The following is a 22325-nucleotide window of genomic DNA, read 5'->3' as shown; positions in this document are numbered from 1 at the left end:
CCCGGGCAGTCGGGTGATTTCCGTACGGGCCCCGTACACGTGCGAGGAGGAGGACGAACGCGGCGGGTCAGTCGGCCACCGCGCCGGCGGGATGACCGGCGTCCTCGCACCGGTCGACGAGGAGCATCGCCGCGTCGTCGGCCATGCGGCCCTCGGTGTGCCGGAGCAGGGCCTCGTGCAGCCGGTCGAGGAACTCCTGCGGGGTGCGGGCGCGGGTATGGACCGCTTCCATGGCTTCGGCCAGGGGGAAGAACCCGTCGTCGTGGTCACGGGCCTCGATCACGCCGTCGGTGTGCAGGAGCAGGCGGTCGCCGGGGCCGAAGGGGAAGGTCTCCGCCTCGGAGACGCCGATGATGAGGTCCTCCAGGCCGAGCGGCGGCTGCGGGGAGGCGGGCATGAGGGCGCGCGCCTTGCCCTCGTGCAGCAGGAGCGGGGGCGGATGGCCGCGGTTGACGACTTCGACGACGGGCCCGTCCGGCACCTGGGCCACGAGCGCGGTGACGAAGCCCTCCGCCAGCGCCTCCTCGCTGAACGCGCCCGGTACGGCGCACTCGCGCCGCAGCGAGGCCATGCAGTGGTCCATGACCTCCGCCAGGTCGTCCTCGTAGTGCACGGCCTCCCGGAACGCGCCCAGCACGGCCGCGGCGGCGCGCACGGCGGGCAGGCCCTTTCCCCGGACGTCCCCCACGAGCAGCCGGATCCCGTACCGGGTCTGCACGGCCTCGTACAGGTCGCCGCCGATCTGCGCGCCCTTCTCGGCCGCCAGGTACAGGCTGGCCGCGCGGACCGTGCCGAGCCGGTCGGGGACGGGCCGCAGGATGACCTCCTGGGCCGTCGTGGCGATGCGGCGCACCTGGTCCAGCTCGTTCTGCCTGCGCGTGCGCACGGCGCTACTCGTCGTGACGCTCGCGGCCGACACCAGGAAGAGGGCCAGGAAGTTGGTGTAGACCTGCTGGCTGCCCCAGGCCTGGTTGTACGTCGCGGTGCACACGCTCACGAGCGCCGCGAGTGCGGCCGCCGCGAGGGTGCCCGGAGGGCCCATGGTGACGGCGGCCAGCGCCGGGGTCGCGACGAGGAGGGGGCCGGTGTACAGGAAGTGCGCGGGGGAGAACTCGATGCCCACCACGATCAGGGCGAGCGCGAACGGAAGGCACTGCCCCAGCAGGAACAGCCCCCGGCCGAGGGCGCCCGCTCCCGGCCGGGGAGGCGAGCGGATGAGCGACCCCATAGCTCCAGGCTGCGCCGTGGCGTCCCGGCCGTCCACTCAGCAGGTGCGGGACGGCCACCCGCCCCGGTGATCAGGGCCGTTCGGCCCTTTCCGGCCGGGCGCTCCGGACGATCTCCTGGCGGGACGGCCGGGTGTGCCGTCCCTGCATCGAGTGAATCGAGTGAACGGAGTCGACTGGTGATCGCTGTGGTGGGGCACCGGGACCTGGCCGCGGGCACGTCGCTCGCCGCCGACCTGCGCGATCTGCTGGAGCGCCGCACCACGGGGGCATCGGTCCTGGTGCGGGCCGGAGCGGGCCTGCCCCTGGTGGTGGGGCGGGCGGTGCGGGAGGCGGGCCGCAAGCTCGTCGTCCTGCTGCCCGCGCCCGCGCCGGGCGCGGCCGCGCTTCCCGCGTACGACCGGGCCGCGGCCGGGGAGTTGCTGGTGCTGGCCGAGCACGTGCGGCTGCTGCCGTACGACCCGGCCGACCGCGACGCCTCCGTGAGCGCCGACGAGCAGCTCATCAAGTCCTGCCGGCAGGTGGTGGCGCTCTGGGACGGTTCGCCGTCCGACGGGCGGGACGCCACGGCGCACCTCGTGGCCTTCGCCCGCGCCCGCGGCATCCCCGTGACGGTCTTCTGGCCCTCCAGCGCCGTCCGGACGCCCGCGGCCCCGCAATCAGGGACCAACGGCCCTCGTTCCAAGGCCTGTCCGGCCCCTCCGGTGCCCTGCCGGCGCGGCTGATCATGTGACGGCGGCCGGGAAGAGCAACGGCTCCCCCTCACACAGAGCCCTTCCCGGCCGCCGTCTTCAGCAGCACGAGCACGGAGGTCCCCGACCAGTGGACACGGTGGGTACGAAGGAAGGGGTGTCCGCGGACGGGCACCCCACGGCCGGCGGAGGAGCCGTCAGGGCGCCCCGCAGCGCGGTGGTGGACTGGCTGACGACCACCGACCACAAGAAGATCGGGACGCTCTACCTCGTCTCGGCGTTCGCGTTCTTCCTCGTCGGCGGCCTCATGGCCCTGCTCATGCGGGCGGAACTCGCCCGCCCCGGCACGCAGATCCTGTCGAACGAGCAGTTCAACCAGGCGTTCACGATGCACGGCTCGGTGATGCTGCTGCTGTTCGCGATGCCGCTGTTCACCGGATTCGCGAACTGGCTCATGCCGCTGCAGATCGGCGCGCCCGACGTGGCGTTCCCCCGGCTGAACATGCTGGCCTACTGGTTCTTCCTCTTCGGCTCCCTGATAGCGGCGGCCGGCTTCCTCACCCCGCAGGGCGCCGCGGACTTCGGCTGGTTCGCGTACGCGCCGCTGTCGGACGCGGTGCACTCCCCCGGCGTCGGCGCCGACATGTGGATCATGGGGGTGGCCCTGTCCGGCTTCGGCTCCATCCTCGGCGCCGTCAACTTCATCACCACCATCATCTGCATGCGCGCGCCCGGCATGACGATGTTCCGCATGCCGATCTTCACGTGGAACGTCCTGCTGACCGCCGTCCTGATCCTCCTCGTCTTCCCGGTGCTGGCGGCCGCGCTGTTCGCCCTGGAGATGGACCGCAAATTCGGCTCGCACGTCTTCGACCCGGCCAACGGCGGCGCGCTGCTGTGGCAGCACCTCTTCTGGTTCTTCGGCCACCCCGAGGTCTACGTGCTGGCGCTGCCGTTCTTCGGCATCATCTCCGAGGTCGTCCCGGTCTTCTCCCGCAAGCCGATGTTCGGCTACTGGGGCCTGATCGCGGCCACGATCTCGATCGCCGGCCTGTCGGTGACGGTGTGGGCGCACCACATGTACGTCACGGGCGGCGTGCTGCTGCCGTTCTTCTCCTTCATGACCTTCCTGATCGCGGTCCCGACCGGTGTGAAGTTCTTCAACTGGATCGGCACCATGTGGAAGGGCTCGCTGTCCTTCGAGACCCCGATGCTGTGGGCCACCGGCTTCCTGGTCACGTTCGTCTTCGGCGGCCTGACCGGCGTCATCCTGGCCGCGCCCCCGCTGGACTTCCACGTCTCCGACTCGTACTTCGTCGTCGCGCACTTCCACTACACGCTCTTCGGCACGGTCGTCTACGCCATGTTCGCCGGATTCCACTTCTGGTGGCCGAAGTTCACGGGCAAGATGCTGGACGAACGCCTCGGCAAGGTCACGTTCTGGACGCTCACGGTGGGTTTCCACGGCACGTTCCTGGTGCAGCACTGGCTCGGTGCCCAGGGCATGCCGCGCCGCTATGCGGACTACCTGGCCGCCGACGGCTTCACCGCGCTGAACACCATCTCGACCATCAGCTCCTTCCTGCTGGGCCTGTCGCTCCTTCCGTTCATGTACAACATCTGGAAGACCGCCAAATACGGCAAGAAGGTCGAGGCCGACGACCCGTGGGGCTACGGCCGCTCCCTGGAGTGGGCCACGTCCTGCCCGCCGCCGCGGCACAACTTCCGTTCGCTGCCGCGCATCCGCTCCGAATCCCCCGCGTTCGACCTGCACCACGCCGACGTCGCCGCGCTCGAAACGGCACGGCACTGACCCTCGGGAGGGCACCCATGTCCCACACCGTCCTGGCGGTCGGAACGACGGCGGTCTGCCTCGCGGGCAGCGCCTGGTACCTGCCCGCCGTCGCGGACCTCCGCGCCGGCGACGACCGGCCGCGTTCCGGGCGCCTGGCCGCCTGGGCCTGCGTCACCGCGTGGGCGGCCCTCGCCGCGGCCGGGTTGCTGCTGTTCGCCCCGGTGCCCTGGCAGGCCCCGGCCGCCGTGGCGGGCGGCGGCGCCGCGGCGGGGATCCTGCTGAGGTCCCGGGCCCGGGCGCAACGCGTGCGGGAGCAACGGGAGACGGAACGCTGCTGGTCGGCCCTCCCGCCGGCCCCGCCCGCCTCCCGCGCCGGGACCCCCCGCCGGGTCCTCGTCGCCTGGACCCTCCTCGCCCTGGCCGCCGCACCCGTCCTCACCGCCCTCCGCGGGCCCTTCGGCTGACCCCGGCAGCGGGACCGGGGCGGGACCGGGCGATCAGCCGGGCGCCCCCTCCGCGCTACGCGGCGGGCTCCGCGATCAGGGCCGTGGCCACACGGCGGAAGCCGACGCGGGCGTAGATCCGGGCGACGTCCTCGTCCCCCGCCGACAGGAAGACGGTCTCCACGCCCCGCGACCGGGCGTCGGCCAGCAGCGCCGCCGTGACCGCCTGCCCGAGGCCGCGGCGGCGCGCGGCCGGGAGGGTCCCCACCGCGACGATCTCGCTGACCGCACCGACCGGCTGGTGCTGACCGGCGGACACCGCCATGCCGTCCTCGATCGCGGCGGCGACGCACGTCAGCCCCGCCACGATGCGGGCCGCCATCCGGTCCACCGACCCGTCCCCGGCGATGCCGCGCACCGCCTCACGCAGCTCCGCCGCGCCGGCCACGCCGACCCGGGTGCCCGGTTCGGCGAAGGCCAGGTGGGGGACGGCGAGCGCGCTCGGCAGCACGGGGTCGTCCGGCCCGACCGTCCGCAGCTCCATCCCTGCGGCCGGCTCGGGCACGGCGGGGAGCGGGGCGTCCGGGCCGAGCGCCATCAGAGGGTGCTCGTGCACCGTGAGCCCCGCCTCCTCGGCCGCGGCCCGCAGCGACGGCGTGGTCTCGGCGACCCACTCGAAGCTCTCCGGGACGCCCAGTTCCCGCTGGCGGGCGCGGACCCGGGCCACGTCGCATGCGGTCACGTCCCCGGACCGGCCCGGAGCGGGGCGTGCGTAGAAGGGCCAGCCTTCGCCCTCGCGGACGAACAGGGTCAGCGGCCCGAAGTCCTCGGTACGGGCGCCCGAGCGGGGCACCGCGTCGTAGTACCGCTCCAGCCGGGCCAGCAGTTCACGACGATCATCATGTTGCGCAGAGTTCACGCCGAGCATCCAAGCCGCCGGCCACGTACCACGCCACCGCATTTCGCCGTGCACGAGCGCGCGGACGTAAGGATCTTGTAACACTCCTTCAGGTGACGCGGCCGAACCACCCGTGGTTGGCTCGCGGTGGAGCTTGATCCTTTCGAAGTCAGCCGGAGCGAGGAGAAGCGTGTCCATCGTCTGCCGTCCCGCCTTGAGCCTGCCCGAGCACTCCGCCACCCTCGACGAGGTCGTCGCCCACATGGCGAAGCTGCACGCCGGCCACCCCAGGATCCGGTCCGCCCTCGGCCTCATGCGCAACACCTCGGTACGCACCAGATCGCTCATAGATCCCTTCGACACCGTGACGAGCCCGAGGACCTTCGGCGAACGCATGCGCCGCTACGCCGCGGCCGGCACCGAACTGGGCGTCAGCGCCGCGGAACGCGCCCTCGCCGAAGCGGACACCGCGCCGGACGAGGTCGACCACCTCCTGCTGGTCTCCTGCACCGGCTACCTCCTCCCCGGGCTGGACGCGCACATCGCGGGCCGGCTCGGCTTACGGCGCGACGCCCGGCGGCTGGCCTTCACCCAGGCCGGCTGCGCCGGCGGGGCCTACGCCCTCGCACGCGCCCGGGAACTGTCCCTGGCCCACCCGGGGTCCGTCACCCTGATCGTCGCGGTCGAACTGTGCTCCCTCTCCTACCAGCCGGGCGACGACCGCATCGCCTCGTTCGTCTCGACCGCCCTCTTCGGCGATGCGGCAGCGGCCTGCGTGGTCCGCGACGACCGGCCCGGACTGCGGCTCGACGCCGCGTACGAGGACCTCGCCCCGGACACGCTGCGGCACATCTCCTACGACGTCGACGAACTCGGCTTCCACTTCGACACCGACCCGCGGATATCCCGCGTCGTGGCCGGGTCGATGCCGCTCCTCGAAGCGTGGCTGCGCGCCGGCACGTCCGTCCTCGCGCCGCAGCCCGACTTCCTGGTCAGCCACACGGGCGGCCCCCGGATCATGTACGAGGTGAGCAAGGGGCTGGGCATTCCGCCCGCGATGTTCGAGCTCAGCGAGAACTCCCTCGCCCGGCGGGGCAACACCGCGAGCGTCGTCGTCCTCGACGTCCTGGCGCAGACCTTCGCCGCCCCGCCGCGCCCCGGAGCCAAGGGCCTGGTCATCGCCTTCGGCCCCGGCGTCACCACGGTGGCGGTGGCCGGCACCTGGGTCACGGCGTAACTTGGCGCCCGGCCCCTCGGGCCCCGGACAGGGCTACGGCTAGGAGGATCCGTCATGGACATCCCCGGTCCCGCGCGCCAGGAGGACGGTGGCCTCGGTGCCATCGCCGCGGCGGGCGGCCTGCACGCCTACCAGTTGCAGCTGCACGCCGAGTACGGGCCCGTCGTGCGCTTCCAGCTCCCGGGAGCCGAGGCGGGCACGGCCGTGTCGGTCGCCGACCCCGTGCTGCTGGAGGCCACGGCGCGCATCGACAAGCGGCCGGAACGGCTCTTCGCGTTCCTCGCCCCGTTGTTCGAGACGGGCAACCTGCAGGTGATGCCGGCCGGTGAACACGGCCCGTGGCGGCGTCTGCTGCTGTCGGTGCTGGCGGGGCGGCCGTCCCACGAACGGCACTTCGCGCGGTTCACCGCGCTGGCGACGGCACTCGCCGACCGCTGGGCCGGGCGGGCCGGCGAGGAACCCGTGGAACTGCAGAAGGACCTCACCGCGCTGTCCCTGCGGATGATCTGCGAGTACGCGCTGGGCGGCGAGGTCGCCGACCCCGCCGGCGTCGTCACCGCCTTCGAGGACGTGCTCACCGAACACCTGGGGCGGCTCTACCACGTGCCGGCCGCGGGCTCGGAGGAGGAGCGCGCCGAGCGGGCCCGGCAGTCCCTCGCCCACCTGCGCACGACGGTCGACCGGGCCGTCGCGGCCCACCGCTCCGGCAGCCGCGGGCCCCGCACGGACCGGAGCGACCTGATCGGGGCGCTCGTCGAGGCGGGTGAGCGGCCCGCGCGGATCCGTGACACCGTCATGGTGGCGATGCTGGCCGCCCATCACACCACCGGCGTCGCCGTCTCGTGGACCCTGCACCTGCTGGGCCGGCACCCCGAAGCCGCCGAACGCGCCGCCGCCGAGCTGGACCGCGTGCTCGGTGACCGCCCCGCGCCCGCGTATGCGGACCTGCGACGGCTCACGTACCTGGACATGGTCCTGAAGGAGACGATGCGGCTGTACCCGCCCGGCCCCTACGGCGCGCGGGAGACGACCGAGCCCCTCGCCCTGGGCGGCTACGACATCCCCGCCGGAACGACGGTCTTCTACCCCTTCCGGGCCGTCCACATGAACCCGCAGCACTGGCCCGAGCCCGAGCGGTTCAGGCCCGAGCGCTTCAGCCCGGAGGAGGAGGCCGGGCGGCCCCGGCTGGCCTACGTCCCCTTCGGGATCGGGCCGCGCAGCTGTGAGGGCGCCGGCCTGGCCATGGTCACGGCCGAGCTGGTGCTGGCCGTGCTCCTCAAGCGCTTCCGGTTCCGCCCCGTGCCGGGACACGAGGTGACCCCGGTCGAACGGTTCGTCCTGTGGGCGGCCGACGACATCCGCATGACCGTGACCCCGCGGACCCCCGGGTAGGGCTGTCGCCCGGGGGCCCGCCGGCCGGACGGGTTCATCCCTTCCGGGCGCCGGCGCCGTTGCGCTGCTTGGGCAGCTGCTGGGGGTCGTAGCCGGGGAAGGGCCGGTCGAAGAGCCAGTTGTAGAGCATCTCCCGGCAGATCTCCGGCTGGAACGCCGGGACCTGGTGCCCGGAGCCGGGAACGCTGACCTGCGTCAGGTTCCCGTGGCGGCGGACGAACCCCTTCGGGTTGCCCTGCGCCTGCGTCCAGATCAGCCGGGGAGCGTTGCGCCACTCCGCGTGCTCGTGCTCGCCCTTCTTCTCCATGAGGTCGTCGAGGATCTCCTCGGTGGACCGGTACCCGCACGCGGTGTCGAAGTTCCCGGTGTAGAGGAGGGTCTTGTAGCCCCCGGCGAGGACCTCGGCGTAGTCCGCTGAGCAGTCCCTCATGTTGTCGTTCACCAGCCACTCGGCCACCGGGCCGTCGTTGTCGGCGCACTCCCAGGTGACGTCCTGGGGGACGTGCAGGGCGTCCTTCACGGCCTCGCTGCCCAGGTAGGCGCGCAGCGCGCCCATGGGCAGGTCGTCCCAGCGCCGCACGTCGTAGAGGTCGAAGTTCCCCCCGTGGGCCAGGACCGCGTTCACCAGGTCGTTGCCGAGCTTGGTGGCCTTGGCCATCTTCCCCTTGGCGAGGGCCTCCTGGTACACGTCGTAGGCCGCGTAGAGGGACTTCTTCTGGCTGATGCCGAGGAACCCGGTCGTGTACGCGTAGTCGATCAGGACGCGGATCGACAGCTCGGGCCTGATCCAGCCGTTGCCGACGGATATCCCCTTGAGGTTGATCCGCCGCCCGTCCGCGTTGCGGCGGTTGTGCTCGTCGATCTCCAGGGCGATCGCCGGCACGTACTTGCCGGCGTAGCTCTCGCCGCAGACATACAGCGGGCACTGCGCGTACTCCGGGTGGAGGCCGAAGAACTTCTCCAGTCCCTCGCGGAACATGCGGGCCAGGGTCTTCTCGTCCTGGACGTACTCCCCGACGTCGGAGTAGCTGTATCCGGTGCCGACGGGCTGGTCCCAGAAGACGACGTGGGCCTCCTGGTTCCAGGTGCTGGAGGTGACCGAGACCGTCCCGGCGGCGTCGTCGCCGATGGTCAGCGGCCCGTTCTCCAGGAAGAGCCCCAGCAGCGAGGAGGCGCCGGGCCCGCCGTTGAGCCAGATCAGCAGCGGCGTCGCGCTGATCAGCTCCTGCTGGTCGTGGACGGCGACGTGCGGGTTGCAGGTCTGGCTCTCGAAGAACCAGTAGAAGAGGTGGTTCGCGGTCCCCGGGTGCTCCGTGCTGCCGATGTGGACGTGCCCGGCGTAGGAGCGCGTCTTCACGTCTATGGACCGGGAGTTGAAGAGGTTCGCCGGGATCGAGGTGACGAGGTCTGCGGACATGGTTCGCCTTCCGTTCGGCGCGGGGTCAGGGAGCCAGGGGGCCGGGCCGCCGTTGCTGCGTGTGGCGGGAGCGGGGGAACCGCGTGGCCGTCTTCTCCGGGTCGTCCTCCAGCACTCCGATGCGCTGTCCCTGGAGCAGTTGCACCGCGGGGAAGCGGCCCTTCTCGAACAGCAGGATGTTCAGCGACCCTCCGTACATGAAGTTCCCGATCCGCTCCCCCTTGTCCACCGGGACCGGGAGCTCGCCCTTGAATTTGGGCAGGAAGTTCACGGACGCGATGGAGTTGAGGCCGACGGGCACCTGCGCGACGTAGCCCTCGCCGGCCGGTCCTCCGGAGGCGTCCAGGTAGAGCGTCTTGATGATGAGGTATCCCCGGCGGAAGTCGATGAAGTCGGCGTAGTCGTAGCCGTAGCCGACGTCCCCGTTGTCGAGCAGGTCGGGGAAGTTCCGGATCCCGTAGTAGGCGCCGCCGATGTCGTCGCGGGCCTCCACCACCTCGCCCGCCACCGGGGCGTGGTACCAGTGGTAGCTGTCGGGCATCAAGATGCACGAGACCGCGGTGCCACCGATGAACTTGCCGGCGTAGACGGACTCGTCGAGCAGCTGGCCGACGTTCATGGTCACGTTCTTGACCGGGATCCGCGTCAGCTCCCCCAGCTCATCGACGATCATGTTGATGACGCAGTCGGCCGGGGCGACCACCACGGTCGGGTCGTCCTTGGCTTCGACCGGCCGCCTGCCCTCCTTGATCTCCCGGATGAAGAACGCGTTGAAGTTCTGCCAGTCCTCGACCTTGTAGTCGTCCATGCGCTTCGGACCGAGCTCCTCGATCCACTTCTTGATGAGCGGCTTCGAATCCTCCGAGTCCATCTGCACGCCTTGCAGGTGCGTGAAGTCGGCGGTCATCTCGCGCCCCGGGCCGGAGGTCACGAAGTACATGCCGTGCTGGTTCTCGTAGTTGAGCCAGCTGAACTTCTCGATGTAGGTCAGCCCGTCCTTCACGCCCGACTCCCAGTTGTACCAGTCCCTGAAGAACCGGCAGAGGGTGTCGATGTTCCCCTTCTGCCAGTCGAAGTACACGGGGTCCGACTTCTCGACCGGGCACGGCACCACGTGGGCGATCGCCTCGTCGTACAGCTTCCTGAAATCGTCGTGGTTCTCCTCGTACCACGTGGTGATCTTGCTGATGAAATCGTTGATGGTCCCTGAATACTGCTCGTGTCCCTGCGTCACGTCCGGTCTCCTTCAGCTGCCGCGTGATGGTTGCCGTGTGCCGCCGCCCAATCTGTCGCGCCCCGGGACCCGGGCACGAGGACGCGAACCGGCCACCGCTTACCACACCGACGCGTTCCGGCCGTGCGCCGGAAGCCGGAGTCACGCCTTGACGAACAGCCTGTCCAGGTACTGGTCGATGGCGGCGAGCGCGTCCTGGGGCCGGATCACGTCCAGCTCGATCAGGGGGGTGAAGCCGGTGAGGGCGAGGAGCAGGTCGGTCTCCGCCGCCGGGTCCCGCTCGGGGCCGATGTACCCGTCGGCGATCGCCCGGCGGACCAGCTGCTCGACGAGGGCGCGCCCTTGGAGCATTCCGTCGCGCGCCCGCGCGTGGACGTTCTTGTCGTGCAACGCCTCCAGTACGTAGGCGGCGCTCATCCGGCTGGTCGCGCGGGCGTCGGCGTGCAGGGGGAGCGTCTCCGTGAGCATCAGCCGGAGCACGTCGCGGGGGTGCGGCCGGTCGCCGAGCTCCTGGACGCCCCGGCCGACGCGCCGGGCGGTCTGCTCGGCCGCGAAGTCCATCGCGAAGGCGAGCATCGCCTCGCGGGAGGCGAAGTAGTGCTGCACGGCCCCGTGGGAGAGGCCCGCTTCCTGCGCGACCTCGCGCATGGTCAGATGCACCGCGCCGCGCCGCTCGACCACCCGCCACAGCGCCCGGGCGATCGTCTCGCGGCGCTCCTGGTGGTCCACCTGCTTCGGCATCGTCAGCCTCTCCGTCACTCTCTCTTCCCGGCCTCCGCAGTCTACCCGGCTTTTTCATACGGTTGACATAATACAGTTGGCCGATAACGTGGGAGCCCTTCGGAGGAGCGATCCGAGAGGGGAACCGACATGTCTGAACTGCCCTGCGTACGTACCGCGGAGGGCCTGGTCGAGGGCCGCCGGCACCGCGGCCGGCGGCACCTCGTACCTCTTCGAACTGCGGCTGAGCTCCCCGGCCATGGGCGGGGCGCTGGGCGCCTGCCACAGCCTCGACGTCCCCCTGGCGTTCGGCACCCTGGACAGCCCCACCGGCAAGGGGCTCCTCGGCGACCGGCCCACGCCCGAGGCCCTCGCGGTCTCGCGGGAGCTGCAGCAGGCGTGGATCCGCTTCGTCACCACCGGCGCCCCCGGATGGGCCGCGCACCGCCCCGACGAGCGGCTCACCCGCGCCTTGGAAGGCGAACCGAAGACCGTGCCCTATCCCGAAGAGGCCTCGCGCCGGATCTGGGAGGGACACGCCCCGGCGCCGTTCGATCTCGTATAGCCGGGACCGCCGGCGGCGGTCACCGTTTCACCCTGGTCAATGCGCAAGGAAGCGGTCTCGCCCTGCGGCCCGTGCCGGCTGCTCAGGCAGCACCGTACGAAGTCCTGGACGACGGGGTCGGCGTCCGCGGAGGGGGGCCAGGCGACGCCGACGAGACTGGGGCTGACGCCGGTGACGGGACGGTACGTCACGCCCGGGCGTGCATAGTAACGGGCGGCGGATTCGGGGGCGAGGGCGATCCCATAACCATTGGCGATCGCGCTGAGCCATTCGTCCGGCTGGTCGGTGACGGCGCCGATGCGGGCGGGGTGGCCGTCGCGTTCGTCGGCGGCCAGCCAGTAGTCCCGCCACGCGCCCGTCCGGTGCGGGGCCGCCACGAACGGCTCGTCCCGCAGGTCGCGGAACGGGATCCGCTCGCGCGAGGCGAAGGGGTGCGCCTCGGGCAGCGCGATCCAGCGGGGCTCGCTGAAGAGGACCTCCACCCGTACGGCGTCCTGGCCGAGGAAGGGCAGCCGCAGCAGGGCGGCGTCGACGCCCCCGTCGGCGAGGCCGGCGCTCGGGTCCGCCCACGAGGACTGGCGCATCTCGACCCGCCAGCCAGGCCGGCGCCGGGCGAACTCCGCGATGATGTGCGGGGTGGCCTCGTTGGCGGCGCTGGCCAGGAAGCCGACCCGCAGAACACGGGCCGCCCTGCCGGCCGCGCCCTTCGTCTCCCCCAGCGCCCGGTCCCACTCGGCCAGCAGCGCGGGCGCCCGCGCCGCCAGGACCCTGCCCGGTGCGGTGAGGACCATGCCGGTCTGCGAGCGCGTGAACAGCCGTACGCCGACCCGGTCCTCCAGCTGCTTGATCTGTCTCGTCAGTGCCGGCTGCGACACGAACAGCCGTTCCGCGGCCCGGGTCAGGCTGCCCTCCTCCGCCACGGCGACGAAGGAGCGGAGCAACCGGGTGTCGACGTCCATGCCATCAGGTTATAGACGCAGGCATTGGACGCCGCGTGGAGGGGGCGGCGAGGCTTGGTGCGCTCCCGCTCCGCACCCCGCCGAAAGGACAACCCGTGTTCAGCGCCTACGTGATCGTCACCGCCGTCACGATCGCGGCCAACGCCGGGATCGTCGTGGCGGACCTGATGAGAGCCGGGTCCGTCCTCGCCAACGCGGCCGAGGTGGGAACCCCGCGGACCTGGCTCCCGTGGCTGGCCGCGCTCAAGGGCGCCGGTGCCGCCGGGCTTCTGCTCGGGCTGCTCGGGGTCCCTTTCCTCGGTGTCGCGGCCGCGGCCGGCCTGGTCCTGTTCTACGTCGGCGCCGTCGCGGCGCACGTCCGCGCCCGCGTCTTCCACAACATCGCTTTCCCCGGCGGCTACTTGGCTCTGGCCGTCGCGTCCCTCGTCCTCACAGTGGCCTGATAGGCATCACCCGATAAGCATCAGGGGATGCGCCGCACCGCGGTGACCGCCACCGTCGCGTAACGCACGGCGAAACTCCCGCCCATGGCGTCGACGGCGGCCCCGACGCACTCCAGCACTTCCGCCACTTTGCCGGGCGGGAGCCGGGTGAGGGCGCCGTGGGTGGGCATCTGGTCCAGCCACGCGTCCCGGGTGTAGGTCCACTCCCAGTCGAAGTTCCAGTGCTCCGGCTCCCCGAATCCGCCGCTCTCGCGTATCCCGTCGGCGGCCTTGGCGTCGAGTCGCCGGTAGGCGTCCAGGGCCTGCTCCGTCGTCGTCGGGAATCCGGGCGGCGCATCGGGTGCGACCCGGCGGTAGGCCGCGACGAAGGCTTCGGTCACCTCGGGCGGAAGCCGGGGCACGTTCCAGAACGCCGCCAGCCGGCCGCCGTTCCGCAGCGCCTGCGCGGCCTTGGCCGCTCCCGCGACCGGGTCGATCCAGTGCCAGGCCTGGGCGGCGACGACGGCGTCGAAGGCGCGTCCGGCCGGGTCCCAGGCTTCGAAGGCCGACACGTCGACGTCCACGCCGAGTTGCCGGGCCTGCGCGGCCATCCGCGGGTCGGGCTCGACGCCCAGCACCCTGCAGCCGGCCGCCCGGAACTGCCGGGCGGCGATTCCGGTGCCGCAGCCGGCGTCGAGAACGCTGTCGGCCTCGGCGGCTATCCGTTCCACCAGGGCGTCGGGGTAGCGGGGCCGGGCCCGGTCGTACCGTTCGGCGTCCGTGCCGAACGACTCGGCCATCGCCCGGTATTGGTGCGGCTCCTGCTCTGAAGGGCGCGTTCGCCCTGACGGTGAAGTGGGGGTGGGCCCCCCAAGGGGGGGGCCAGCCCCCCCGTCAACGGATAGGGTCCGGCGAGAGACGGAAAGGACGTGCCGCATGCCGACCGGAGTGGCCCTGCGCGATGCGCGTGAGCAGTTGTTCGACGCCGCCGAGCGCATCCTGCTCCGGGACGGGCCCAGCGCGCTGACCAGCCGTGCCGTCACGACCGAGGCAAGCTGCGCCAAGGGCGTCCTGCACCGGCACTTCGCCGACTTCGACGCCTTCCTCGCCGAGCTCGTGCGGGACCGCATCGCCCGGATCGACGGCCGGTCCGCCGCCCTGCTCGGCGCCGCGGGCACCGGCTCCGTCGCCGGCAACCTCGCCGCCGCGCTGACGGACCTGTTCGGTCCGGTCGCCGTGGCGATCGTCGCCCTCATCACCTTCCGGGACGACCTGCGCGCCCGGCTGCGGCGGCCCGGGCCGGGCGGCGGCGTCCCGTTGCTGACGGAAGCCACCGCCATGGTCGCCTCGTACCTGGCCGCCGAGCGCGAACGGGGCCGTATCGCAGCCGGCGCGGACGTCGACACGCTCGCTCCCGCGCTGATCGGTGCCGGTCACCTGCTGTTCGCCGACCGGACGAGCCCCCGGCCGGAGGCCGGAGCCGTGCGCAAGGTCGTGGCCTCGGTCCTCGCCGGCGCCCTCCGGGAGGCTCCGGTCACGAACCGGACGTGAGGTGCAGGGCCACCACGATTGCCGCCAGCACTCCGGCCAGCGCCGCGATCAGGACGGATGACGTCACCACGTACGTCCCTCCGATGCTCGCCGTCACCCCGTTCACAAGCGCCACGACCTCCGTGGGGCTCGGGTGACGGTCCGGTCCGCCGGTGCCGGTGGTGCCGGAGTGCCGTGTGCCGGCATTGCGCCTCATGAGGGCCTCGCCTTCATCGGGGTTGTTATCCAGAAGGGGGCGGAACGCATCGTTCTCGTGCAAGTGCTGCGGGCATGGGCGTGAGCGGAGTCGAAGGCGCGGGCGAGGGCGCAGGCGAAGACAAAGGCTTTGCACACTTCCGGTCCGCCACGGCCCTATAAGGGTGTGACCGACCCGGAGGAGGTGGCTGCGTGAGCCCCCAAGGAGATCCCCGAGGAGATCACGGAGCCTTACCCCCCGAGTTGCCGGGTTTCGCCGATTTCTTCACGGCGGAGTATCCACGGGTCGTGCACAGCCTGATGAGAGCCGGAGCGACGTTCGAGGAAGCCGAGGACGCCACGCAGGACGCCATGCAGGAGCTCCTGCGCACATGGGCGGACTGCAAGAGCCCCGCGGGCTGGGTCCGGACGGCCGCGTGGCACGCGTACTGCAAGAAGGCCGAGCGCAACCGCCGGCGCCTGGTTCTGGAATCCCGGACCGCACAGCTCGCGGGCTCGCCCCCGGCAGCCCGGTCGGAACCGGACGAACACGAAAGGGTGCTGGAGGCCCTGCGCGCTCTGCCTCCCCGGCAGGGGCAGGTCCTGGCCCTGCACCTGGACGGCTACTCCGCACAGGAGATCGCGGCGCTTCTCGGCGTGAAGGCGAGCACGGTCCGCAGCAATCTGCGGCACGCGATCGCCGCACTGCGGAGCTCACTGGAGAACTACGAGGAAGAAGAAGGAGGTTCGCATGTCCGCAAGGGATGATCACGGTCTCGCCACACGCAGGGCCCAGCCGAAGCCCACCAGAGTCGCCACGCAGCACGTGCACCCGGCGTTCGAGCGATTCCTCCGGGCCGTCCGGGCCGGCGTCGAGAGCCAGCTGACCCCGGACGTGGTGGAGGAGCGGCTGCAGCGGCTCGTCGGATCCGCGTCCACCGCACCGGCCGCGGACCGCGCCGCCCGCAGCGCCGGTGTCCCCCGCTTCGAGTCCCGGGCCGGCTGGGCCGCTTACGGATATCACGTCGTTCGTCTCTGGCTGCTCGCGATTTCCTCAGCAAAAAGCCCCCGCGTCCGTCTCCAGCGGGACGATATCGACGAACTCGCGGTGGAGACGGTGGCACGGGCGCTGAGCAGCTTCCGCGACCGGGATCTGCGTCCCCTCCCGGATCCGCAGGCGGCCGATTCCGCGCTGAAGGCCGCGTTCCTCACCGAGTGCGTGCGCCACCTTCCCTACGTCAATCGAAGCCTTCACCTCATGACCGAGCAGGTTTCCTTCGAGGAATTCGAGGACACGGACGACATCGATCTCGTCGGCGCGCTGTGGGACTGCGCGACCGCCGGACAGGCGGAGGAACTGCGCCGTGCCGCCCGGGACGCGGAGGGAGACGGGGAAGGGGAGGGCGACACCGGCGAGATCGTCACGCTGACCCCCATCGCCATCCGTTCCGCGGTCCAGCGGTACCCGGAGGCCGTGGCTCCCGGCTCCATCACCTGACCCCTTTCACCTGACCCCTTTCATCTGACCCCCTTTTCCTTCGGCGCACCACCGGACGCAAGGTGGCACATGAACGTGAACGTGCACGACGTGAAAGTGCGGCAGATCCTCCGGCGCTCGTACGAACTCGACCACGAGCACTACGCGATCGGCATCGAGATCCAGCCGTACAAACTCACCGGAGTCGTCGTCGGGGCCGACGGCATGGTTCTGGCGCGCTCCCGTCGGCACCTCACGGTCATGGAGTCGGCAGAGGTGGTCAAGCGCGTGGCCGAGCTCGCGGAGAACCTCGTCGACGACAGGCTGGGGTGCGCCTTCCCCAGAAGCAGGGTGTGCGTGGGGGTCCAGGTCGGCGGGCCCGTCGACCCGGACACGGGCAGGGTGCTCCACCTGGTCAACGGCCCGGACGACCACCGGCACGAGAAACCTCCCCCGTACGAGTGGGAGGACGTCCCCCTCGGTGCGGAACTCGCCTCCATGCTGGGCTGCGCCACCTCGGTGGAGAACGACGCGCACGCCTTCGCCGCGTACGAGCAGAGCCTCGGCGTGGGCCGCGTCGACGCGACGTTCGGGGTCGTCCTCGTGCGCGACGGCGTGGGGGCCGGACTGGTCGTCCGGGGAGAACGGCTGTCCGCCCCGGTGGAGTTCGGGCACCTGCAGGTGTGGCCGAGGGGCCGCATCTGCGACTGCGGGATGCGCGGGTGCATCGAGAGCCAGGTCGGGAACCGGGCCCTGACCGCCGTGGTCAAGGAGCGGACCGGCCGGGAGCTGGACGGGCTGGAGGCCGCGATCGCGCTCGCCGACAGCGACGACGTGCAGGCGCGCGAGGCACTGGCGGCCTTCCGCAAGGCCGGCACCTCGATAGCCCGCGGCATCGCCACGCTCCTCACCCTGTTCGGGCCCACCCGGGTGGTGGTCTACGCGGCGGGGGACCTCATCCGCGGCGGGCCCGGGCGCCGGGCGGCGAACTCCTTCCTGCAGGCGATGCGGAAGTTCCCCGCGTACACGTTCCAGATCAGCAGGGACTGTCAGATCGTCACCAAACCGCTGGACGCCGTCCGTGGTGCGCACGGCGCCGCGCTGATCGCTCTGCAGGGCTGTCCCGGCGTCCGGCTCCAACACCCGTAGGAGTGCCCCATGCCCGGTAGGAGTGCCCCCATGCGCCCACGGCTCCCCGGCGACGGCCGGCTCGCCGTCGGCCTCGACATCGGAGGAACGAAGATCGCGGCCGGAGTGACCGATGCGGAGGGCCGTGTCGTCGAGCGCGTCCCGGCCGTGCCGTGCCCCTCCGACCAGGCGGCCATCCTCAAGTCCGTCGCCGTCCTCATCGAGGGACTGCGCCACCGGAATCCGGGGATCGCCGCCGTCGGCGTGGGGGCGGCGGGCCTCGTCCTCTGGCCCGAGGGGCGCATCCGGACGGCCCCCAACACCGCCTACCACGACCTGCCGCTCCGGCGGCTGCTCCGGGAGTCCACCGGGCTGCCGGCCGTCGTCGAGAACGACGCCAACGCCGCCTGCTGGGCGGAGTACCGCATGGGGAACAGCGCCGCTCACATGGCCTTCATCACCGTGGGCACCGGTGTCGGCGGAGGACTCGTCCTGGCCGGTCGCCTCTTCCGGGGCCGCACCGGGATCGCCACGGAGATCGGGCACATGATCGTCGACCCGCACGGCACCGAACGCTGCGGCTGCGGGACCATCGGCTGCCTCGAACCGCTGGCCTCCGGGCGGGCCCTCGGGCGCTACGGCAGCGCGGCGGCCGCGGCCGAACCCGGCGGGGCGCTGGCCGCGCTCGCCGACGGGTCCGGCCGGGTGACCGGGGAGGCGGTGTCGGCGGCCGCCCGCGCCGGCGACGCGGCGGCGCGGGCCCAGCTGGAGCGCCTCGGCCACTGGCTCGGCATCGGCGTCGCGACGCTCGTCAACCTCTTCGACGTCGAGCTGGTGGTCATCGGCGGCGGCGTGGCCGAAGCCGGCGAGCTCCTGCTGGACCCCGTCCGTGCGAGCTTCGCCCGCTACGTCACCGCCGCCGCCCACCGCGAGGTCCCGGCCGTCGTGCCCGCCCGGCTCGGCCCGGAGGCCGGGTGGATCGGCGCCGCCCTCCTGGCCCTCGACCACGGGGAGGAGGACCCGGCCGGCGGGGAGTGACGTCCTTCCGCTGTCCGTCCATCGGGTGAGCGTCCGCGTGTCCGGTGCCCCACGGGGCACCGGACCGATCACTCTTCCTGGACGGGTCCGTCCGTGGCCGACGGCCGGCCGGAGGAGGGACTGTGAGCGGAGGCGGCGGATGGGCGGTGGCCGCCGTGGCCGCCGTCACCGGTGGGTACGCGCTCGTCTCCCGGCGCCTGGCCCGGACCGTCGTGTCGGCGCCGATGGTGTTCACCGCCGCCGGGGTGCTCGTCGGCCCGGCCGGCCTCGGGCTGCTGGACCCGGAGCACGACGCCGGGCCGGTGCTCGCCCTCGCCGAAGCGGCCCTGGCGCTGGTCCTGTTCACCGACGCCGCCACCGTACGGTCGGAGGAGTTCCGCAACGGCTGGTTCCTCCCCGTCCGTCTCCTCGCCGTCGCACTGCCGCTGACGATCGCGGGCGGTGGTCTGCTCGCGTGGGCGCTGCTGCCGGGTCTCACGGGATGGGAGCCGGCACTGGTGGGGGTGATCCTCGCGCCCACCGACGCGTCGGTGAGCAAGACCGCCGTGTTCGCCCCGCGCATCCCCGCGGTCGTGCGGCACGGGCTCAATGCCGAGTGCGGCCTGAACGAGTGCCTGGTCCTGCCCGTGTTCGCCGTCCTCCTCGCCGCGCTGCCCGGGACGTCCGCCTCCCACCAGGGGGTGACGGGAATCCTCCGTCAGGTGCTGCTGCTCAGCCCCTTGCTGGGGCTGGTGGCCGGGGGCCTCGGCGGGGTGCTGCTGAGCAGGTCGCGCGCCGCGGGCCGGGTCGACGACGACTGGCGCCGCAGTCTTCCCCTCGCGCTCGCCGCCGGGGCGGGCGCGCTCGCGGCGGCCACGGGCGGCAGCGCCTTCGTGGCGGCGTGGGTGGCGGGCTTCGCCTTCGCGGCCGCCCTGCGCGCGGGTCCGCCGCCGGGTTCCGTCCCGGAGGGCGAGGACGACACTCTCGAGTCGGTGGAGCACCTCGCGGCGCTCCTGGCCTCACTGAGCTTCCTCGTCTTCGGCGCGGTGCTCCTCGGCCCCGCGCTGACGGACCTGAACGGGCGCGTCGTCGCCTACGCGGTGCTGAGCCTGACGGTCGTGCGCATGCTGCCCACCGCCCTCGCGCTCGCGGGCAGCCGGCTGCGGCCCCCGACCGTGGCCTATACCGCGTGGTTCGGCTCCCGCGGTCTTCCCTCCCTCGTCCTGGGGCTGGTCGTGGCGGCCGAGGAGGTGCCCGGGGCCCGGCCCATGGGCACCGCGATCGCCGTCACCGTCGGGCTCGGCATCCTCCTCCACGGCGTCTCGTCCGTCCCTCTCGCCGACCGGTACGGCCGGTGGTACGAAAGGGCCGCGTCACGCCGGCCGTCCCTGCGGGAGAGCGTGGCCGGCGGGCTGCCCGGCGAGCGCCCTCTCCCCGAGTGGAAGAGGCGGTGACCGCGGGCCGGCCGACGCGTCAGGCTCTCCGGGCCACGACGCGGCCGCGGTCCGCGGCGTCGGCGAGTGCCCGGAAGTCGTGCTCGTTCCGGTCGGCGTAGGCCTCGGCGAACTCCGCCAGCGCCCGGTCGAAGGCGTCACCGCCGCCCAGGTACGCGGCGATCGCGATCCGGTCGCCGGAGCGCGCGTGGGCGCGGGCCAGCGTGGCGCCGCACAGCTCCCCGTAGGCCTGCAGCCGGCCGGGCGGCATCGTCTCGGGCCGGGCGCTGCCCTTCCAGTCGCGCAACTGCCGGACGTAGAAGTCGCGCCGCCGCCCGTCGATCCCTTCGGCGCGCTCCCAGCCGAGGAGGATGTCGCTGACGGCCTGCATCAAGCGCTGTCCGCAGACCACGCGCTGCCCCTCGTTGGCGTACGGGCTCGGGCGCACGAACGGGGCCAGCACCGACGGGCCCGCCTCCTTGGCCTGCAGGATCAGCGGATCGTCCTCGTCGCGCCCGAGCATGAGCACGATCCAGCAGCGGGTGCCCACGCTGCCGACGCCCACGACCTTGCGCGCGGCGTCGGCCATCCGGAACTGGTGCAGGAGGTGCCGGCGGTCGGACGCGAGGCTCCGGCCGTACTGCTCGACGAGCGCGCGGAGGCGCCCTTCGAGCTCGGCCCGGCTGTCGTCGGGCATCAGGTCGCCCAGCGGGACGAGCAGGGGCGGGTCCGCGGCGATCCGCCGGGCGCCGTCGACGACCTCGGTGAGCTGGTGGAAGGCGTGCAGGTGGTCGCGGCGGCGTGCGGTCTCCAGGGCCCGGGACATCCGGCGGCGCCCCTGTTTGCCGAGCCGCTCGGCGAACAGCTCGCTCAGGAGCTCGGTGTCGGAGTGCACGTACCACACGTCGAGGTTGCGCATCCCCGCAAAGCCGCGCATCGCCTCCCGGTACGAGCGCACGGTGCCGTGGACGACGTCCCTGCGCCGCTTCTCCGGGAAGCCGTTCTCCCGTCCGGCGACCGCCAGGCTGGCGGCCAGCCGCTTGACGTCCCACTCCCACGGCCCCGGCAGGGTCTCGTCGAAGTCGTTGACGTCGAAGACCAGGTGACGCTCGGGCGAGGCGAAGAGCCCGAAGTTCAGCAGGTGGGCGTCCCCGCACAGCTGGGCCTCGATCCCGGTGCCGGGCCGGGCGCCGAGGTCCGCCGCCATGATGGCGGCGGCGCCGCGGTAGAAGGCGAGCGGCGACTCCAGCATCCTGCCGTAGCGGATGGGGACGAGTTCCGGCACGCGGCCGGCGCTCTGCTGTTCGAGAACGTCCACCGGGTCGGCCCGGCCGGCCCCGGGCTCCAGGTCCGCATGGGCCGAGCGCGGCATCCGGCCGCGCGCCTCCTTGCCGCGCGCCGCGCGTTCGTGCGGTGACAGGCGGGGTTCCGGGGCTTTCACGGCGGGCTCCTTCCCTCGTCGTCGACGCTCCGGCGCGGCCGGCGGCGCACGAACCAGAGGCACGCCGCGAGCAGGGAGACCGCGACGAGGACGATCAGACAGGTGCCCCAGAACCCGCCGGCCAGCCGGAGCCCTGCCCAGGCGGCCGCGCCGGCCGCCGCGAAGGGCACCGCCGCGAGGGCGAGCACCCGCAGAACGGCGGCGACGCCGGCCGTGCTGGGCATGTGGGGAAGCCGCTTCCGGTGCCTGAGCAGTTCCCCCGCGGCGCCCGGAGTGTAGTACTGCACGGCCTTCGCCCCCAGCCGCAGGGTGTTCTTGCGGTAGATCACCGCGAGTGCGGGCACCCAGATCAGTGGCAGCACCATGCCGACGAGGAACAGGGCGACGATCGGGGCCGTCGACACCACCCGCCGGAACGTGCTCTGCTTGCCGCCGCCGCCCACGAGGCCGAGGATCGCCGCCATCCGGACGACCAGCGACCACCGTGTCCGCCGGGGGATCCGGCCCCGGCCTCCGGGCGGGCGCCGCTTCGCCTTCCGCAGCGCCTCGGCGGCCGCCTCCGTCGACGGGTACACGTCCTGGAGGACCAGCAGGTCGGCCACGCGTCGTTCGCTCCGGGGGTCCTCTCCGGCGAGGACGGCCAGTTCGAGCACCATCTGGGCCTGGGAGAGCAGCGCCGCGACGAAGCTGACGGGCATGAGGACGATGAACGGGCCGCCCAGCACGGCGCCGTCGGCGATCGTCATGTGCGTTCCGTGGGCGATGACCTCCCGGCGGAGCTCGTCGTCCCCGGCCGCCGGCCTGTTCCGCTTGCGGCGGTCCACGGAGGCGGCGGCCCGGGGGCCGAACCGGCGCACCGCGAAGAAGGCCAGTTGCTCGGGCATGTGCTGCGGATCGGCCCAGATCATCGGCAGCAGCGCCTGGGCCTGGACCGTCGCCGACCCGGCCGCAGGGGCCGGCCGCGAGCCCTCGGTGGTGCGTCCGCCGCCGTTCATCAGTCCCACTGTGGGTCCGGCGGGCCGGGCCTGCCTCACCCGTTCCGGGTGAGGGTGTCCCCCCGCGCGGGCGGCGACCATGGCGGAAGGGGGCCGGGCCGTGGGCGCT

General features: G+C 72.5%; 23 protein-coding genes. 13 read left to right on the top strand and 10 right to left on the bottom strand.

Annotated features, from left to right (window positions below; translation table 11 throughout):
* Nucleotides 1–67: 67 nt before the first annotated feature.
* On the bottom strand, nucleotides 68–1228 hold the full coding sequence (locus ACOTKD_RS33720; protein ID WP_424892810.1) for a PP2C family protein-serine/threonine phosphatase: 1161 nt from the start codon (nucleotides 1226–1228) through the stop codon (nucleotides 68–70).
* Between the two features lie 177 nt (nucleotides 1229–1405).
* Between ACOTKD_RS33720 and ACOTKD_RS33715 the strand changes: the two genes are divergently transcribed.
* The 3 genes from ACOTKD_RS33715 (at nucleotide 1406) to ACOTKD_RS33705 (ending at nucleotide 4177) form a co-directional block, all read left to right on the top strand.
* Complete coding sequence (locus ACOTKD_RS33715) at nucleotides 1406–1951, top strand: hypothetical protein (protein ID WP_424892809.1); 546 nt, start codon at nucleotides 1406–1408, stop codon at nucleotides 1949–1951.
* 97 nt (nucleotides 1952–2048) lie between these two features.
* The gene (ctaD, locus tag ACOTKD_RS33710; RefSeq protein ID WP_424892808.1) at nucleotides 2049–3731 is read left to right on the top strand and encodes a cytochrome c oxidase subunit I; all 1683 of its coding nucleotides are present in this window, start codon (nucleotides 2049–2051) and stop codon (nucleotides 3729–3731) included.
* 17 nt (nucleotides 3732–3748) lie between these two features.
* Complete coding sequence (locus ACOTKD_RS33705; RefSeq protein WP_424892807.1) at nucleotides 3749–4177, top strand: hypothetical protein; 429 nt, start codon at nucleotides 3749–3751, stop codon at nucleotides 4175–4177.
* A gap of 55 nt (nucleotides 4178–4232) precedes the next feature.
* Here ACOTKD_RS33705 and ACOTKD_RS33700 read toward each other — a convergent pair whose 3' ends face one another.
* A complete protein-coding gene (locus ACOTKD_RS33700; protein WP_424892806.1) occupies nucleotides 4233–5075 on the bottom strand; it encodes a GNAT family N-acetyltransferase in 843 nt (280 codons plus the stop codon).
* A gap of 169 nt (nucleotides 5076–5244) precedes the next feature.
* Between ACOTKD_RS33700 and ACOTKD_RS33695 the strand changes: the two genes are divergently transcribed.
* Together ACOTKD_RS33695 and ACOTKD_RS33690 are read left to right on the top strand one after the other, a co-directional pair.
* The gene (locus ACOTKD_RS33695; protein ID WP_424892805.1) at nucleotides 5245–6291 is read left to right on the top strand and encodes a type III polyketide synthase; all 1047 of its coding nucleotides are present in this window, start codon (nucleotides 5245–5247) and stop codon (nucleotides 6289–6291) included.
* Nucleotides 6292–6345: 54 nt separating this feature from the next.
* Nucleotides 6346–7683, top strand: a complete 1338-nt coding sequence (locus tag ACOTKD_RS33690) for a cytochrome P450 (protein ID WP_424892804.1) — start codon at nucleotides 6346–6348, stop codon at nucleotides 7681–7683.
* A 34-nt stretch (nucleotides 7684–7717) separates the two neighbouring features.
* Here the strand turns inward: ACOTKD_RS33690 and ACOTKD_RS33685 are convergent, their stop codons facing one another.
* The 3 genes from ACOTKD_RS33685 to ACOTKD_RS33675 all read right to left on the bottom strand — a co-directional run bounded on the left by ACOTKD_RS33685 (nucleotide 7718) and on the right by ACOTKD_RS33675 (nucleotide 11075).
* Entirely contained in the window at nucleotides 7718–9100 is a 1383-nt protein-coding gene (locus ACOTKD_RS33685; protein WP_424892802.1) for a S10 family serine carboxypeptidase-like protein, read from the bottom strand.
* Nucleotides 9101–9125: 25 nt separating this feature from the next.
* Nucleotides 9126–10334 carry a phosphatidylserine decarboxylase gene (locus ACOTKD_RS33680; protein ID WP_424892801.1) on the bottom strand — a complete coding sequence of 403 codons (1209 nt, stop codon included), beginning with the start codon at nucleotides 10332–10334 and terminating at the stop codon, nucleotides 9126–9128.
* A 141-nt stretch (nucleotides 10335–10475) separates the two neighbouring features.
* Nucleotides 10476–11075, bottom strand: a complete 600-nt coding sequence (locus ACOTKD_RS33675; RefSeq protein ID WP_424892800.1) for a TetR/AcrR family transcriptional regulator — start codon at nucleotides 11073–11075, stop codon at nucleotides 10476–10478.
* Nucleotides 11076–11163: 88 nt separating this feature from the next.
* Between ACOTKD_RS33675 and ACOTKD_RS33670 the strand changes: the two genes are divergently transcribed.
* Nucleotides 11164–11619: a hypothetical protein gene (locus ACOTKD_RS33670; protein WP_424892799.1), complete on the top strand. Its 456-nt coding sequence runs from the start codon at nucleotides 11164–11166 to the stop codon at nucleotides 11617–11619.
* Here ACOTKD_RS33670 and ACOTKD_RS33665 read toward each other — a convergent pair.
* Nucleotides 11553–12578 (bottom strand): LysR family transcriptional regulator, encoded by a 1026-nt coding sequence (locus tag ACOTKD_RS33665; protein WP_424892798.1) that lies wholly within the window; start codon nucleotides 12576–12578, stop codon nucleotides 11553–11555. The genes ACOTKD_RS33670 and ACOTKD_RS33665 overlap by 67 nt on opposite strands.
* A 95-nt stretch (nucleotides 12579–12673) precedes the next feature.
* Between ACOTKD_RS33665 and ACOTKD_RS33660 the strand changes: the two genes are divergently transcribed.
* A complete protein-coding gene (locus ACOTKD_RS33660) occupies nucleotides 12674–13021 on the top strand; it encodes a DoxX family protein (RefSeq protein WP_424892797.1) in 348 nt (115 codons plus the stop codon).
* A gap of 20 nt (nucleotides 13022–13041) precedes the next feature.
* Here ACOTKD_RS33660 and ACOTKD_RS33655 read toward each other — a convergent pair whose 3' ends face one another.
* Nucleotides 13042–13800 carry a class I SAM-dependent methyltransferase gene (locus ACOTKD_RS33655; RefSeq protein WP_424892796.1) on the bottom strand — a complete coding sequence of 253 codons (759 nt, stop codon included), beginning with the start codon at nucleotides 13798–13800 and terminating at the stop codon, nucleotides 13042–13044.
* Nucleotides 13801–13936: 136 nt separating this feature from the next.
* Between ACOTKD_RS33655 and ACOTKD_RS33650 the strand changes: the two genes are divergently transcribed.
* On the top strand, nucleotides 13937–14551 hold the full coding sequence (locus ACOTKD_RS33650; protein WP_424892795.1) for a TetR/AcrR family transcriptional regulator: 615 nt from the start codon (nucleotides 13937–13939) through the stop codon (nucleotides 14549–14551).
* Here the strand turns inward: ACOTKD_RS33650 and ACOTKD_RS33645 are convergent.
* Complete coding sequence (locus ACOTKD_RS33645) at nucleotides 14535–14747, bottom strand: hypothetical protein (protein WP_424892794.1); 213 nt, start codon at nucleotides 14745–14747, stop codon at nucleotides 14535–14537. The two genes, ACOTKD_RS33650 and ACOTKD_RS33645, sit on opposite strands and share 17 nt — an antisense overlap.
* A 191-nt stretch (nucleotides 14748–14938) precedes the next feature.
* Here ACOTKD_RS33645 and ACOTKD_RS33640 point away from each other — a divergent pair, with 191 nt between their 5' ends.
* The 5 genes from ACOTKD_RS33640 (at nucleotide 14939) to ACOTKD_RS33620 (ending at nucleotide 19801) form a co-directional block, all read left to right on the top strand.
* The gene (locus tag ACOTKD_RS33640; protein ID WP_424892793.1) at nucleotides 14939–15493 is read left to right on the top strand and encodes an RNA polymerase sigma factor; all 555 of its coding nucleotides are present in this window, start codon (nucleotides 14939–14941) and stop codon (nucleotides 15491–15493) included.
* Nucleotides 15477–16223: a hypothetical protein gene (locus tag ACOTKD_RS33635; protein WP_424892792.1), complete on the top strand. Its 747-nt coding sequence runs from the start codon at nucleotides 15477–15479 to the stop codon at nucleotides 16221–16223. Before ACOTKD_RS33640 ends, ACOTKD_RS33635 begins: the two co-directional genes overlap by 17 nt.
* A gap of 69 nt (nucleotides 16224–16292) precedes the next feature.
* Entirely contained in the window at nucleotides 16293–17351 is a 1059-nt protein-coding gene (locus tag ACOTKD_RS33630) for an ROK family protein (protein WP_424892791.1), read from the top strand.
* Between the two features lie 30 nt (nucleotides 17352–17381).
* The gene (locus tag ACOTKD_RS33625) at nucleotides 17382–18368 is read left to right on the top strand and encodes an ROK family protein (RefSeq protein ID WP_424892790.1); all 987 of its coding nucleotides are present in this window, start codon (nucleotides 17382–17384) and stop codon (nucleotides 18366–18368) included.
* Between the two features lie 122 nt (nucleotides 18369–18490).
* Nucleotides 18491–19801, top strand: coding sequence for a cation:proton antiporter (locus ACOTKD_RS33620; protein ID WP_424892789.1), 1311 nt, complete (start codon nucleotides 18491–18493; stop codon nucleotides 19799–19801).
* Nucleotides 19802–19820: 19 nt separating this feature from the next.
* Here the strand turns inward: ACOTKD_RS33620 and ACOTKD_RS33615 are convergent, their stop codons facing one another.
* Nucleotides 19821–21221 (bottom strand): DUF2252 domain-containing protein, encoded by a 1401-nt coding sequence (locus ACOTKD_RS33615; protein ID WP_424892788.1) that lies wholly within the window; start codon nucleotides 21219–21221, stop codon nucleotides 19821–19823.
* Nucleotides 21218–22216: a hypothetical protein gene (locus ACOTKD_RS33610; RefSeq protein WP_424892787.1), complete on the bottom strand. Its 999-nt coding sequence runs from the start codon at nucleotides 22214–22216 to the stop codon at nucleotides 21218–21220. The genes ACOTKD_RS33615 and ACOTKD_RS33610 overlap by 4 nt, the downstream gene beginning before the upstream one ends.
* Nucleotides 22217–22325 lie beyond the last annotated feature (109 nt).

Source organism: Streptomyces sp. XH2 (genome assembly GCF_049725035.1).
Taxonomy (GTDB): Bacteria; Actinomycetota; Actinomycetes; order Streptomycetales; family Streptomycetaceae; genus Streptomyces; species Streptomyces roseoverticillatus.
The sequence above is the reverse complement of the archived record's forward strand: the minus strand, read 5'-3'. Positions and strand labels throughout refer to the sequence as shown.